Origin of the sequence: Oceanobacillus iheyensis HTE831, assembly GCF_000011245.1 — a bacterium.
Lineage (GTDB): Bacteria > Bacillota > Bacilli > Bacillales > Amphibacillaceae > Oceanobacillus > Oceanobacillus iheyensis.
Map to the genome: position 1 here is coordinate 2,223,592 of NC_004193.1, position 13,373 is coordinate 2,236,964.

The following is a 13,373-nucleotide window of genomic DNA, read 5'->3' on the forward strand; positions in this document are numbered from 1 at the left end:
TTTTTTAACAGCATTTTTTCTGCTAGCCAATAATGCTAATTACATCACGATACTCCAATTGATGGGCATCTGCTACAGCTTTATAAGTTACAAATCCGTTTAATGTGTTAATACCTCTTAACAAAGCTTCATTTTCTAGGCAAGCTCGTTTGTAACCTTTATTTGCCAATTGTAAAGCATAAGGAACTGTAACATTTGTTAACCCAATTGTAGATGTACGAGGGACAGCTCCCGGCATGTTTGCAACTGTATAATGGAGAACTCCATGCTTTGTATAAGTTGGAGCATCATGGGAAGTAATTCGATCACTTGTCTCAAAATTCCCACCTTGATCAATAGCGACATCCACTATTACTGATCCTTCAGTCATACTCTCTACCATTTTTTCGCTTACTAACTTAGGAGCTTTTGCACCAGGGATTAGTACAGAACCTATAACCAAATCAGACTCTTTTACTGCTTCTCCTATATTTAGTGAGTTAGACATAAGTGTATTAATGGAGCTACCAAATATATCATCTAATTGACGTAGCCTCTCCGGATTCAGATCAATAATTGTTACATCAGCTCCTAATCCAATTGCTATTTTCGCAGCATTTGTTCCAACTACCCCTCCACCTATGATCGTTACTTTTCCTCTTTTCACACCTGGTATGCTCGAAAGAATAATGCCTTTGCCGCCCTTAGGTTTTTCCAAGAATTGTGCACCTACTTGTGTAGCCATACGCCCTGCTACCTCACTCATCGGTGTTAGCAATGGTAGGGATCGATTTTGCAGTTGTACTGTTTCATATGCAATTCCAATTACTTTTTTCTCAATTAAAGCTTTCGTTACCTCTGGTTCATTAGCCAGATGAAGATACGTAAATAAAATTTGTCCTTCTTTAAAATACATAAATTCTTCCTGTAGAGGCTCTTTTACTTTCATAATCATTTCTTTTGACCATGCTTCTTGTGCCGTCGAAACAATTATTGCTCCAGCTTGTATATATTGTTCATCAGTAAAATTCGAACCAAGTCCAGCTTCAGTCTGCACATAAATCTCATGTCCTGCATCTTTTAATGACATAACACCTGAAGGGGCAATCGCCACTCGATTTTCATTATTCATAATCTCTTTAGGAATACCAATTTTCATGTATAACCCTCTTTTCCAAATTGATGTACGAGCTTCGATAAGTAAATTGTAACAAATATTCCGAAGAAGCGCACTATTGTTTCAATTTAACACCAAGCAAACTATGTTGAACATCATAACCTCTATTACTTATAAGGTATGTTCTATGTAGGGGGTGGGATATAAAAAAAGTCTCGATCAAAAGACGGATCATTCCGATTTATCTTTTGCTAAAGCTTTTGTCCCTACCCCCTTCCGTATTTATGCCTTACGGTTATTAAACGTGTTAATTCCACGGTTGTTATGGAGCTGATCTTCTATGACACCACTTTGATAACTTTCATTTAATTGATTTTGTACAGCAGCGACACCTTTATTATCCTCATACAAAGATTGCTTTTTTCCTTGTTTTTTGGACATTCATAACACCTCCATGTTTTTATCTTAACCCTATACCTGAAAAACATTATGTTATTTTATTCCTTTAAGGATTGGAGTTATTTAAAATCGGGTATATAATAAGTAGAAAAGAAAGGGGAGATTATTGATGGAATATAAAAATATCGTAGTAGCTGTAGATGGGTCAAAAGCCGCAGAAAATGCATTTAATAAATCTTTAGATATTGCTAAACGTAACAACTCCAGACTAATCCTCGCCCATGTGGTTGATTCTCGTACTTTTGCAACAGCAGAAGCTTATGATCGCAGTTTATCTGACCGTGCTGAAACCTACGCAAAAGAATTGCTTAACTCATATGTAGAGACAGCAAAAGGAGCCGGTATAACAGATTTAGCACGAGTTATTGAATATGGGTCCCCTAAAGTAAAAATCGCAAAGGAAATTTCCAAAACATTTCATGCAGATTTAATAATTTGTGGAGCAACAGGAATGAATGCTGTAGAACGTTTTCTAATTGGAAGTGTCTCTGAGAGTATAACAAGATATGCTCCTTGTGATGTATTAGTTATTCGAGAATAATTAATAACATGATTATCTACTGAGGATAATCTCTTTATTTTGTACGTCAATTAAAGCGAAATTTAAATAATTATAAACTAAATAGACCTTCTTCCTATCCGAAGATAAGAAAAAGGTCTATTTTTGTCATTTATTTTACAGACGAATTAACTATTTAATCCGCTTAATCTCACTGTATCTTTTGCAATCATTGCTTCTTCATTTGTTGGAATAATGATTACTTTTACTGGAGAGTGTGGATAGTTTATAAATTGTTCTTTACCACGTACATCATTTAATTTTGGATCCCAGTAGATTCCCATGAATTCAAGTCCAGTTAGGATTTTTTCACGGATAGTTACACTGTTTTCACCAACTCCAGCAGTGAAAATGATTGCGTCAAGTCCATTCATTTTTGCAGCATAAGAGCCAATATATTTATGGATACGACCTGCGAATACATCTAATGCTAATTCCGCTCTAGCATCTGTTTCAGATTTTTCTTCAATATCGCGTAAATCACTAGAGAATCCAGATAATGCTAACATACCACTTTCTTTGTTCAATACATTCAACACTTCATCTGCTGTTTTTCCAGTCTTGTCCATAATATATGGAATTAAAGCGGGGTCAATATTCCCTGAACGAGTACCCATCGTTACACCTGCTAATGGTGTGAATCCCATAGAAGTATCAATGGACTCACCATCTTTAATTGCAGTTACACTTGCCCCATTACCAATGTGACAAGAGATTAAACGTAGATTAGATAAAGGTACCCCTAATAAATCTGCTGCACGTTCGGAAACATACTTGTGAGATGTACCGTGGAATCCATATTTACGAATCCCATACTCTTCGTAGTATTCTCTAGGTAGGCTGTACATATAAGAAGCCTCTGGCATTGATTGGTGGAATGCAGTATCAAAAACAGCTACCATCGGAATTTCAGGTAAGATTTCCTTAAATGCATGAATTCCTGTTAAGTTTGCAGGGTTATGCAACGGAGCTAATTCAGATATTTCTTCTATTTGTTGAATGATTTCGTCCGTAATCAATACGGAATCAGAGAAATACTCGCCACCATGTACCACACGATGACCTACAGCATCTATTTCATCAAATGATTGAATTACCCCTGTAGAAGTTAATGACTCCAATAACATTTTTACAGCAACACTATGATCTGCAATCTCTGTTACTTTTTTATCTTTCTCACCATCTGCTTCTACAGAAAAAATTGCATCAGGCATTCCAATACGTTCTACTAGTCCTTTTGCAATTACTTGTTCTTCAGGCATTTTAATAAGTTGAAACTTTAATGAAGAACTTCCAGCATTGATTGCTAACACATTACTCATTACTCTCACTCCTATTTACTATTAATCCCTTTTGGATAGGATGCAAACCATTGGTCCATTTTCTTTAAGATGTCCGCCATTGCATGAGCATTTTTGAAAGAAGGCATCTGAACAAGTAATGGCTGTTTTGGATCACTTGTAGCTTCCCCTTTTTTCTGCAAAATTAAAATGCTCTTCGCTTGTTGTTTGGATTTAAAGGCTGATTCTGGTAAACGAATAACGCCAACAATATGTGCATGTTTTTGTAAAAATGCATGAAGTTTATCTGATTGATCACTATCAAACAAGAATTCAGGCACAACTCCTACAAAATAAGCGCCTTCCTTCATATATGTTAGGCTTTGTTCTATAAACAGGTGATGCGAATAAGAATGTCCTTCATCCGACTTTAGTTCATAGTCACTAGCAGATACATCATCAGGATAATATCCAACCGGGAGATCCGATATAACGATATCAACGGGTTCCATTAAAAAAGGGCGTAAGCTATCTTGATGGAAAAATTCAACTTCTTTTTCTTGTAAGTTTGCGTTAAGTACAGCTAACCCAATTAAAGTAGGATCAACTTCCGCTGCGTATGCAGCGACATCTTTATCCAATTGATTCATCACTGCAGTTAGTAAATTACCTGTACCACTTGCCGGGTCAAATAAAGCCACTTCTTTTTGTGAAGATAACAATTTATTTGCTAAATAACTTACAATAAGACTAACTGTATCAGGAGTCATTAAATGTTGCTGTTGTGTAGATCCTTTCATCCCTTTTAATATGGCCAGAGATATTCCTTTTCGAATTTCTTCATGTTGGAAATCACTTACCTTTATTTCTGATAATAATTGGTTTAATTTATGTTTAGCGATATCATCAAAATTTTCAGGCACATCTTTTTCGAACAACATCTCTAATGTTAGTACAAGACTATCTAAGAATGTTTCATTTTTAGCCTGTTGTACATTTTCCGTTGTTTTATCAAGCCAATTAAAAATAAGTTCCACGTTCGTTTGCTCCATGGTATACCCTCCTATCCATGCTGACAACTTTTATATTGTATCAACACTTTTCTTATATGTAAAAAATTAAGAAAGGAATAAAAAAACACCTAAAAAAACCTATGTTATTATTTATTCCCTTTTATACACTATTTTAAGTTATTAAACCATATATTCTCTATTTCAGTAATAAATTGTTTATTACTATATCTTCATTTGAGTAAATAGACAAATAAAAGGTGATTTTTTTATCGAATTACACAATTATAAATTAGATTGGTTTATTCAAAAAAGCCATCCCAAATTTCCGGGATGGCTATCCTTGAAAGTTATTTGTTTAAGTGTGATAGTACAGCTTCATAATCAGGATGGTTACTGACCTCTGATAAGTATTCAACATAAGTTATCTTATCATTCTCATCAACGACAAATACAGCTCTAGATAATAAACGTAACTCTTCAATAATCACGCCATATTTCTGACCAAAATCTGCTTCGCGATGATCAGATAAAGTATCCACTCTATCTATACCATTTGCAGCACACCAGCGTTTTTGAGCAAAAGGAAGATCCATACTGATAGTAAGTATTTGAACATTTTCTAAGTTGGTTGCTTCCTGATTAAAACGACGAGTCTGCTCAGAACAAACACCTGTATCAATTGATGGAACAACACTAATAACTTTTACTTTTCCTTTGTAGTCACTTAAGTGTTTTTTTGATAAATCATTTGCTAGAACCGTAAAATCTGGTGCACTATCTCCGACTTTCTTTTCTGCACCTAGTAAAGTTACTGGATCGTTTTTAAAGGTTACATTTGACATAAATTATCTCTCCCAATCATCTTGTGTCTACATTTTATTATGAAGCCTATCGAAATACATGTCCAATGTTAGACATCATTTAAGGAGATCTATTCGCTTTAAATGTCGTAGTGATGAAAAGAGGATTTTTTCTCTTCCTTTTTATTTTTGTTGTCTTCTTTTTGAGATTCTTCTTTCTTGGACTCTTCTCCAACCTCATTCTCTTTCATTAACTTTTTCATTTTTTCTACAAGCTGTGGCGCTGAATCAATTAATTTCTCATAAAGATGTGTATGTTGATCTAAATGAATCATTTCCATGCCTTTTTCTCCAATTACTAGAAAAGCTACCGGAGTAATAGACACCCCTCCACCACTACCTCCGCCAAATGGCATTTCCTGTTGTCTATTTTCATCTGAATATATTTGACTAGGGGAGAATTCACTCCCTCCAGCAGCAAACCCGAAACCAACTTTAGAAACTGGTATAATTACCGTTCCCTCATGAGTTTTCACAGGATCACCTATGATTGTATTCACTTCTATCATTTTCTGTATACTTTCCATCGCTGTAGTCATTAAACCCTCAATTGGATGTTGATCCATGATTAGTATCCTCCTTCTGTTTATCCGTTAACTTTGATAGTTGTAGAATTCCATAAATAGCTTTTCCTAATCTTATAGTTATCATGCAACGAATATCAGTTTGTATAAAAGACTTTTGAAAATCTGGTGTGACTTCCACGATTAAATCGTCTACCTTCTTCATGTGTTCTCGCAAGAAACCGATAATTATTCCTTTTATAGTCCAAACTGCTCCTGTTGATATTCCTGTCGTTACCGCATCTCCAGTACCACCTTTTGTTTTCCATTCAAAGAAGGAAAGTTCAATAAGTGATAAAAAATGAATAATATTTCGATATACTGTTGGCATCGATTTAATAAATTGTAAAATTTCATCACGAAAATTCATATAGTTTAATTGCTTACCTTGATTTTGATCCAAATTTAACTCTTTCTTAAATATTTTCCATTTAAATATAATCGTTTGAATATATACACTACTTTGCTCTTTAGAGTGATGAAATGTTATATGTATGGATAATTTTACGAAAGCTATTATTAGCATAACTAGTAAAAAGCTCAAAATAATAATTCCTATTATTCCCCACATTAGAATCCCTTCTTCTTTATCAGATATAAACTATTTTTAGGCAATTCACTATATTTTAAACCCTTTATTAGGATATGTTGAAATAAACATGGTAAACTTATAGTAGGTTATATAAAAAAGTTTTGGAGGTTTCATCATGGCAGAGAGACAAAATATTTTCTTTTACTATCATCCTGATGAAGAAATGGATGGCAAAGTTAAAGCGCTCAAAAAAATATCTTCAGAAAATGGTTTAAATGTAGTAGAGAATTCCTCGGATGCCTCTATCATAGTAAGTATTGGAGGAGACGGTACTTTTTTACAAGCTGTCAGAAAAACTGGATTTAGGCAAGATTGTATCTATACCGGCATTATGCGAGAAGGTCAGTCTGGGTTATACTGTGATTTTAATATAGACAATTTTGATAATATGATTCACTCTGTACTACATGAAGACCTTGAAGTACGGAGATTTCCTACAATTAAAGTACAAATTAATGGAGAAACACCTTTTTATTGTTTAAATGAAGTATCCATAAGATCGACGATTGTAAAAACGATTGTTATTAATGTATGTGTCGATGGATTTCATTTTGAAACGTTTAGAGGAGACGGAATGATTGTATCTACTCCAACAGGGAGTACTGGTTACTCCAAGTCGGCAAGAGGTGCAGTTATTGATCCATTAATTCATGGATTTCAGGTTTCCGAAGTTGCCTCTTTAAATAATAATCAATATCGTACCCTGGGATCTTCCTTTTTATTAAATAAAGATCGTAAACTTGAACTTGAAATTTTACAAGATGGAAATGATCATCCTATCATTAGTTTAGATAACGAAGCATCACCAATTAAACGTATTCAAAATATTGATGTAACCATGGACGAAACGATTATTAAAACAGTAAAATTAAAAAATAATTCTTACTGGGAACGAGTAAAACGTACATTCTTATAATTACAAAGACATAATCGCCTGTCCTTTTTCACAATTAAAAAGCTACCCTCGTCGATGACAAGGGTAGCTAGCCAAATATTATTGTTTATAAATTATTTTGTTCCACCGAATTGTTGCTCAGCCATTGTTACAAGACGTTTAGTGATTTCACCACCAACAGAACCGTTAGCACGTGAAGTAGAGTCAGCTCCTAGCTGTACACCAAATTCCTGAGCGATTTCGTATTTCATTTGATCAAGTGCTTGTTGCACTCCTGGAACTACCAATTGGTTTGAAGAATTGTTTGCCATGTTAGTTCACCTCCTTGGTACTTATAGAATGTGTTGTTTGGAGGGAAACCATGCATCTAATTTATTGGTAGTTTTTTCTTTTTGTATTTAGCATTTTATCTCTTTTACAGAAGGTCTTTAAAAGATTGGTCTATTACAGTTTTATCCGTAATTTTAACTGTCTCAATCCCATTGATTGTTTCTTCCATTGTTGGAGTAAAATCATGATGAGACTCATAATAATTAACTTTTTCCCGCTTCGGTTTTGTTTTAGGAGATTTCGGTACAAATATCGTACAGCAATCCTCATAAGGTTGAATGGATGTCTCATATGTCCCTATCTCTTGGGACACCTCTATAACTTCTTGTTTATCCATGGATATTAGCGGACGAATTATCGGATAATTTGTCACTTCATTAATCGTATGCATGCTTTGCATTGTCTGACTAGCTACTTGGCCTAAATTTTCTCCCGTTGTCAGCGATAATATCTCTTCTTGCTCACAAATTCTTTCACTAATACGAAACATCATTCTACGCATAATTGTCATTGCATAATCATTTGGCATCTCTCGAAAGATTTCTTGTTGTAACTTCGTAAATGGCACAATATGCACTTTTATGGATTTCCCATATTTCGTTAGCGTTTGTGTTAGATCAAGAACTTTTTGTTTTGCTCTCTCACTTGTAAATGGTGGCGAATGAAAATGGATAGCTTCTAATTGAACCCCTCTTTTCATTGCCAAAAATCCAGCTACAGGACTGTCTATCCCACCAGATAATAATAATAATGATTTACCAGATGTCCCTACAGGTAGACCGCCTCTACAACGGATAGTTCCTGAGGTAATATACGTTGCTTCTTTACGAATCTCCACACGTACTTCGACATCAGGTTCATGTACATTTACAGTAATATCATTAGTATTGGCTAATAAATGTCCACCTAAAATCTGGTTCATTTGTTGGGAAGGAATAGGAAAGTCCTTTGAAATACGCTTCACGGTTACTTTAAAAGTTTTTGCGTTCGCTTCTCTCTTTAAAGCATATAATGCTCCTTCTTTTATTTGCTCTTCAGTGTTCTCTACTCGAATCGCTATACTTAAACTATGAATACCGAATACATTTTTTAGTTTTTCTATAATTGGTTCAGGTTCATTGCCATTTAATAACACAAACATCCTACCTTGAGTTCGTTTTACTTTTACACCCTCAAAATGTTTGATTTTTTGTTGAATATTTTCCTGTAATTTTATGATAAATTGTTTTATGTTCTTTCCTTTTAACGCCATTTCTCCATAGCGTATTAATATATGATCGTAATTCATTACTATCTACCCCAATGCTTCTTTATATTGTTTAATTGCATTATGCAGTTCTTTTAAAAACAGTTCTACTTCTGCCACCGTATTATCATAAGAAAAACTAACACGTAGGCCAGATATTGCTTCTTCTCGCGATTTTCCACAAGCAATAAGAATTCTGCTTTCATCTAATTCTTTCGAAGAGCAAGCAGATTTAGTCGAAATATATATTTCCTTTTCACTTAAAGTATGAATCATTACTTCTGGCTTTACACCGAGTACGGAAAAATTAATAATATGTGGTGCTCCATTTGAGGAAGAATGGATAACGATATCCTTCAATTCAGATAACCCTTTTCTTAATACTTCATTTAAGTGGGTTAGATGTTGTATATTTTGTTTATATTGTTCCATGACTAGACGAAGTGCTTTTACAAATGATACTGCACCAGCGACATTTTCTGTCCCCGAACGCACGCCATATTCTTGATTACCTCCATGCATCAACGGAAATAGTGTCGTTGTTTTTTCCACAAAAAGCATTCCTGTTCCTTTTAATCCATGGATTTTATGACCAGAAAAGGTACATAAATCAATACCACTTCCAGTTAATTTCAATGGTACTTTTCCTAATGCTTGAACTGCATCTACATGGAAAAATACTTTTGGATGTTTTTTCAACATAGTTCCAATCGCTTCAATTGGCTGAATGGCTCCAATTTCATTATTAACATACATCATTGTTATTAAGATGGTATCAGGCTCTATTGCTTCTTCTACTTGCTTCACTGAAACCAATCCATTCTCGTCTACTGGTAAGAAAGTAATTCGATAGCCTAAGTTCTCTAAACTTGTACACGTATCATAAATAGATGGGTGTTCCGCTTCGGTGGTAATTATATGCTTGCCTCTCTGCCCATGCTCTAAAGCTATTCCTTTAATAGCGGTATTATTTCCTTCTGTACCACCGGATGTAAAGATAATTTCTTCACTTCTAACTCCCAACGTTTCTGCTGCTTGTTGCTTAGCAGTACGTAATAGTTTTTCTACTCTTCCACCAAGCGGATGAATAGAAGAGGGATTTGCAAAGAATTGAGAAGAAGCTAGTTGAAAGCTTTGAATAACCTCTTCTTTTGGCTGAGTTGTTGCACTATTATCTAAATAAATCATACTATCTCACCTACTTTTACAAAAATGTAAGGCTGACTCAAGAAACATATCGTCTCTTAATGACAGCCTTTATAAAATCTATCTATTCAAAGTTAGTTGATTCTCTTCAATTCGCTTTAATGCTCCAGGCTCAATTTCTTCAATTGCTTTTGCAGCATGCTCTAAAGATAATTCATATTCATAATTCCGGAATAATCGCTCAGCCTCTTTTAATTTTCCATTTAAATCTGGTTGTTGGCTACGATAACGGTTCGCATATTGAATCACTTGTTCCGTTAGGTATGCTTGATCAAGCATAATATCAATTTGCTCATGTGTTTGATCAACCGCTTGTTTTGCTTCCGATAATGCATGTTGCACTTTCGCAATATCTAATGGATAATCTTCTAAGACATCTACTACTTGACTATTCTTTGCAGAAGCCGTTTCAAATCTTGTCCAAATAAATCCTGGTACACCTGGTATATTACTCTTTTTTATCTTTCTATTCAACTCATAAAGTTGTCTTCGCATCTCTATAAGCTTTTCTCTTGCTTCCATTTCATCTTTTCTAAGGTTTTCAATAGATTTTTTAAATTCTTCATGCTGTTCTTCAAGCTGTTCAATTTTATCAAATCCATCTTCAACTATATTTTGTAAATCGGAATGTGATTTTTGATCGTCATCCATTTCTTTGTGAAGTTCTTTTAATTGTTCTCTTAAAGTAGAAATGGTTTTTCCGATGGTAAAAAATCGTTCCATATCATTATTTTCTACAAAATAAGCTTTCTGTAATTCCTCAACTTCCAATTTTGTATCATCATAAGTAGCGGCAATTTCGCTAATTGATTTCTCATACTCTGGTATACGCTGCTCTAAATAATTTTTAGCAATAGCTTCTCCTTCAAGAGATTCATACATTTCGGTAATACGTTCTTCTATCTCGTCCAATTTAGTTGAAACATCGGTAATATCACCTTGTTCTATTTGCTGTTGTAAATTCTTGAGCTGATCTTGGTATGTAATAATTTCTTTATCAAATCCAAAATGCTTTACGCGATAGCCGTCATTTTTCATCTCTTGGAGACCTGCTAAAACTTGTTCTAACTGAGATGGTAAATCCTGCTTACACCTTCTTAAGATTTCTGGGAATTGCTCCATCTTGATTTCAAACTCAGCAATTTCTTCTTTTAAGACCTGTATTAGTCTATTAGCTTCTAAGTAATCTCCTGATTCAACATTATCTTCATATGTAGCCAGTTGAGTATCAAACTCATCCAACTTTTTATCAAAAAATTTCTCTGCTTTCCCATATTGATATCTCGATTGCGAAAGTGTTTTACGAAGAAGTTTAATTGTAGGAACAATTTGAGCAACCTCTTCTCTGCTCGTTTTTTCAGAGCTTAACAATTCATCTAATTCCTCAAGTATTTCTTCTATTTTAACTTCAATATTTTGAAGTTTCTGGTCTCCTTCAGTTAAGATATTGTTCGCTCTTTTCATTCTAAATTTATCCGCTGCATCTTCTGCATCAAATAAATGATCTTCAATGTCTGGAAGTTCCTTTGTAATGATATGCTCCCAGCGACCTTTCCAAAGTTCAAATTTTTCTTGTGTTTCTCCGGACAAATTAAGGCTTTTAATCTTACTTATTTGTTGTGCTACATCCCTTGCCATAATATCCATTTTCCACTTTTCTTGATGGTCTACTTTGTCATAAATTCGTTTTCTTAGAATAAGTCCAATGGTTAATATTACAATAATTGCTAAAATGACGCTGATGACGAAAACCATAATATGCCTCCCAACCAGAATACCTACAAATCAATTACAATCTATTTTTAATCATATATATTAAAATTTAAGTATACGTAACTATATTTACTTAATGATACCATGTTATTTGCATTTTTGGCTAAAAAAATGCAAATTTATTGCGTATTCGTCACGATTTTTTAAGAAGGTTTGTTACCAGAATGTATAAAATCTTTTTCATTTTTATTAACCAAAACAAAATCCAGCCACTTTTGAATTGTTCTTACATATTTTTTAATAAATTGTTGGTGAGAATATTCGCCAATAATTTGGTCTTTCCACTCACTATGCAATATATATGGTGTAATTAACATACCTTTCAATTGCATTAACAAATACGTTTTCTCATCGGATTGAACTTTATTAGAAAGAGCATCATAAAAGGTTTTCTGAATATAATAATTCTCTTTTGCCAAATAAGTAACTGCCATTTCCCTAACAAACACCGAATCCAGAGAGAGTTCTCGTTGTATAAAGCACGTTAATTGATGATAGGATTGCTTATAATGTATAATAGTAAAAATTAATTGGTGCAATTGATCTTTTGGACTTAGAGGCGCTACTTCCTCTAGTGTAGCTTCAACACTTTGTAGGTACGCTTCATAATATGCTGTGACTGCATACTCTAAAAGCCCTTGCTTCCCATTAAAGTAATAACTTATTAAAGATACATTGACAGCAGCCTTGTCTGCTATGTCTCGAACCGAGGTTCCATGAAATCCTTTTTGAAAGAACAATGACGAAGCGGCGTCAACAACTTTTTGTTTTGTCAGATTATTTTTCATCATGATTCAGCTCCTTATTAATCAGTTACGACAGTTAATGATGAAATTCCTTCAATAAATTCTCGACAAAAAAACTATGATTGTCACCATTTGTCATACGTTGTAAAACCATGTTAGGGGGATATATATGTTTGAACAAAAAAATTATTCTGGTGAAAAAGCAAAAGATTATGAACTACTGATTAAACAACTTGATGCATTATCTGAAGGTGAAAATAATAAAATCGCATTATTATCAAATGCCTCTGCATTATTAAACCAATTCTTAACCGAAGTAAATTGGGTAGGTTTTTATCTTTGGGAAGAAAACGAACTCATCCTGGGGCCTTTTCAAGGTTTACCAGCATGCATACGAATTCCATATGGAAAGGGAGTATGTGGTACGGCTGTCTCTGAGCAACAGACACAGAGAGTTGATGATGTTCACGCCTTTCCTGGTCATATTGCTTGTGATGGTGCCACTAATTCAGAAATCGTAGTACCTATCACCATCAATAACCAAATCTATGGAGTACTTGATATTGATAGCCCGATTAACAATCGTTTTGATGAAGAAGACCAATATTTCTTAGAAAAGTTTGTACTGCATTTAACAAAACACTTACAGTAGAGTGTAAAGTATCCATTCAAGTCGGATAAATGAACCTAAACTAGAAATATACAACAAGAAATAAGAAAAACCACCTAAACTGCCTTCTCCCTGGATGAACAAG

The 13,373-nt window shown here is 34.2% G+C and carries 15 protein-coding genes; 3 read left to right on the forward strand and 12 right to left on the reverse strand.

Annotated elements, in window-relative coordinates; genetic code table 11:
* Window positions 1-22: 22 nt before the first annotated feature.
* Both ald and OB_RS18485 read right to left on the reverse strand, forming a co-directional pair.
* The gene (gene ald, locus OB_RS11250; RefSeq protein ID WP_011066582.1) at window positions 23-1,138 is read right to left on the reverse strand and encodes an alanine dehydrogenase; all 1,116 of its coding nucleotides are present in this window, start codon (window positions 1,136-1,138) and stop codon (window positions 23-25) included.
* A 240-nt stretch (window positions 1,139-1,378) separates the two neighbouring features.
* Window positions 1,379-1,537, reverse strand: coding sequence for a hypothetical protein (locus tag OB_RS18485; RefSeq protein ID WP_011066583.1), 159 nt, complete (start codon window positions 1,535-1,537; stop codon window positions 1,379-1,381).
* 127 nt (window positions 1,538-1,664) lie between these two features.
* Between OB_RS18485 and OB_RS11255 the strand changes: the two genes are divergently transcribed.
* Complete coding sequence (locus tag OB_RS11255; protein WP_041544211.1) at window positions 1,665-2,096, forward strand: universal stress protein; 432 nt, start codon at window positions 1,665-1,667, stop codon at window positions 2,094-2,096.
* A 146-nt stretch (window positions 2,097-2,242) separates the two neighbouring features.
* Here the strand turns inward: OB_RS11255 and OB_RS11260 are convergent, their stop codons facing one another.
* The 5 genes from OB_RS11260 to OB_RS11280 form a co-directional block, all read right to left on the reverse strand.
* Window positions 2,243-3,436: an acetate kinase gene (locus OB_RS11260; RefSeq protein ID WP_011066585.1), complete on the reverse strand. Its 1,194-nt coding sequence runs from the start codon at window positions 3,434-3,436 to the stop codon at window positions 2,243-2,245.
* A gap of 11 nt (window positions 3,437-3,447) precedes the next feature.
* Window positions 3,448-4,446: a class I SAM-dependent methyltransferase gene (locus OB_RS11265; protein ID WP_011066586.1), complete on the reverse strand. Its 999-nt coding sequence runs from the start codon at window positions 4,444-4,446 to the stop codon at window positions 3,448-3,450.
* A 308-nt stretch (window positions 4,447-4,754) separates the two neighbouring features.
* On the reverse strand, window positions 4,755-5,249 hold the full coding sequence (tpx, locus tag OB_RS11270; protein WP_011066587.1) for a thiol peroxidase: 495 nt from the start codon (window positions 5,247-5,249) through the stop codon (window positions 4,755-4,757).
* Window positions 5,250-5,347: 98 nt separating this feature from the next.
* The gene (gene ytfJ / locus OB_RS11275) at window positions 5,348-5,833 is read right to left on the reverse strand and encodes a GerW family sporulation protein (RefSeq protein WP_011066588.1); all 486 of its coding nucleotides are present in this window, start codon (window positions 5,831-5,833) and stop codon (window positions 5,348-5,350) included.
* Window positions 5,814-6,401, reverse strand: coding sequence for a DUF2953 domain-containing protein (locus tag OB_RS11280; protein WP_011066589.1), 588 nt, complete (start codon window positions 6,399-6,401; stop codon window positions 5,814-5,816). The genes ytfJ and OB_RS11280 overlap by 20 nt, the downstream gene beginning before the upstream one ends.
* 136 nt (window positions 6,402-6,537) lie before the next feature.
* Here OB_RS11280 and OB_RS11285 point away from each other — a divergent pair, with 136 nt between their 5' ends.
* Entirely contained in the window at window positions 6,538-7,338 is an 801-nt protein-coding gene (locus tag OB_RS11285; RefSeq protein ID WP_011066590.1) for an NAD kinase, read from the forward strand.
* Between the two features lie 92 nt (window positions 7,339-7,430).
* On the opposite strand, the gene OB_RS11290 is transcribed toward OB_RS11285, so the two are convergent.
* The 5 genes from OB_RS11290 to refZ all read right to left on the reverse strand — a co-directional run bounded on the left by OB_RS11290 (window position 7,431) and on the right by refZ (window position 12,660).
* Complete coding sequence (locus tag OB_RS11290; protein ID WP_011066591.1) at window positions 7,431-7,628, reverse strand: alpha/beta-type small acid-soluble spore protein; 198 nt, start codon at window positions 7,626-7,628, stop codon at window positions 7,431-7,433.
* A 104-nt stretch (window positions 7,629-7,732) separates the two neighbouring features.
* Window positions 7,733-8,935, reverse strand: coding sequence for a tRNA uracil 4-sulfurtransferase ThiI (gene thiI, locus OB_RS11295; RefSeq protein ID WP_011066592.1), 1,203 nt, complete (start codon window positions 8,933-8,935; stop codon window positions 7,733-7,735).
* A gap of 6 nt (window positions 8,936-8,941) precedes the next feature.
* On the reverse strand, window positions 8,942-10,081 hold the full coding sequence (locus tag OB_RS11300) for a cysteine desulfurase family protein (RefSeq protein ID WP_011066593.1): 1,140 nt from the start codon (window positions 10,079-10,081) through the stop codon (window positions 8,942-8,944).
* Window positions 10,082-10,159: 78 nt separating this feature from the next.
* Window positions 10,160-11,854 (reverse strand): septation ring formation regulator EzrA, encoded by a 1,695-nt coding sequence (ezrA, locus tag OB_RS11305; RefSeq protein WP_011066594.1) that lies wholly within the window; start codon window positions 11,852-11,854, stop codon window positions 10,160-10,162.
* Window positions 11,855-12,015: 161 nt separating this feature from the next.
* Window positions 12,016-12,660 carry a forespore capture DNA-binding protein RefZ gene (refZ, locus tag OB_RS11310; protein ID WP_011066595.1) on the reverse strand — a complete coding sequence of 215 codons (645 nt, stop codon included), beginning with the start codon at window positions 12,658-12,660 and terminating at the stop codon, window positions 12,016-12,018.
* 127 nt (window positions 12,661-12,787) lie between these two features.
* On the opposite strand from refZ, the gene OB_RS11315 reads away from it, so the two are divergent.
* Window positions 12,788-13,270 carry a GAF domain-containing protein gene (locus OB_RS11315; RefSeq protein ID WP_011066596.1) on the forward strand — a complete coding sequence of 161 codons (483 nt, stop codon included), beginning with the start codon at window positions 12,788-12,790 and terminating at the stop codon, window positions 13,268-13,270.
* Window positions 13,271-13,373: the final 103 nt, after the last annotated feature.

Excerpts from the sequence above, each read along its gene's own strand:
- ald (WP_011066582.1), bottom strand. The coding sequence starts at position 1,138 with ATGAAAATTGGTATTCCTAAAGAGATTATGAATAATGAAAATCGAGTG.
- OB_RS18485 (WP_011066583.1), bottom strand. The coding sequence starts at position 1,537 with ATGTCCAAAAAACAAGGAAAAAAGCAATCTTTGTATGAGGATAATAAA.
- OB_RS11255 (WP_041544211.1), top strand. The coding sequence starts at position 1,665 with ATGGAATATAAAAATATCGTAGTAGCTGTAGATGGGTCAAAAGCCGCA.
- OB_RS11260 (WP_011066585.1), bottom strand. The coding sequence starts at position 3,436 with ATGAGTAATGTGTTAGCAATCAATGCTGGAAGTTCTTCATTAAAGTTT.
- OB_RS11265 (WP_011066586.1), bottom strand. The coding sequence starts at position 4,446 with ATGGAGCAAACGAACGTGGAACTTATTTTTAATTGGCTTGATAAAACA.
- tpx (WP_011066587.1), bottom strand. The coding sequence starts at position 5,249 with ATGTCAAATGTAACCTTTAAAAACGATCCAGTAACTTTACTAGGTGCA.
- ytfJ (WP_011066588.1), bottom strand. The coding sequence starts at position 5,833 with ATGGATCAACATCCAATTGAGGGTTTAATGACTACAGCGATGGAAAGT.
- OB_RS11280 (WP_011066589.1), bottom strand. The coding sequence starts at position 6,401 with ATGTGGGGAATAATAGGAATTATTATTTTGAGCTTTTTACTAGTTATG.
- OB_RS11285 (WP_011066590.1), top strand. The coding sequence starts at position 6,538 with ATGGCAGAGAGACAAAATATTTTCTTTTACTATCATCCTGATGAAGAA.
- OB_RS11290 (WP_011066591.1), bottom strand. The coding sequence starts at position 7,628 with ATGGCAAACAATTCTTCAAACCAATTGGTAGTTCCAGGAGTGCAACAA.
- thiI (WP_011066592.1), bottom strand. The coding sequence starts at position 8,935 with ATGAATTACGATCATATATTAATACGCTATGGAGAAATGGCGTTAAAA.
- OB_RS11300 (WP_011066593.1), bottom strand. The coding sequence starts at position 10,081 with ATGATTTATTTAGATAATAGTGCAACAACTCAGCCAAAAGAAGAGGTT.
- ezrA (WP_011066594.1), bottom strand. The coding sequence starts at position 11,854 with ATGGTTTTCGTCATCAGCGTCATTTTAGCAATTATTGTAATATTAACC.
- refZ (WP_011066595.1), bottom strand. The coding sequence starts at position 12,660 with ATGAAAAATAATCTGACAAAACAAAAAGTTGTTGACGCCGCTTCGTCA.
- OB_RS11315 (WP_011066596.1), top strand. The coding sequence starts at position 12,788 with ATGTTTGAACAAAAAAATTATTCTGGTGAAAAAGCAAAAGATTATGAA.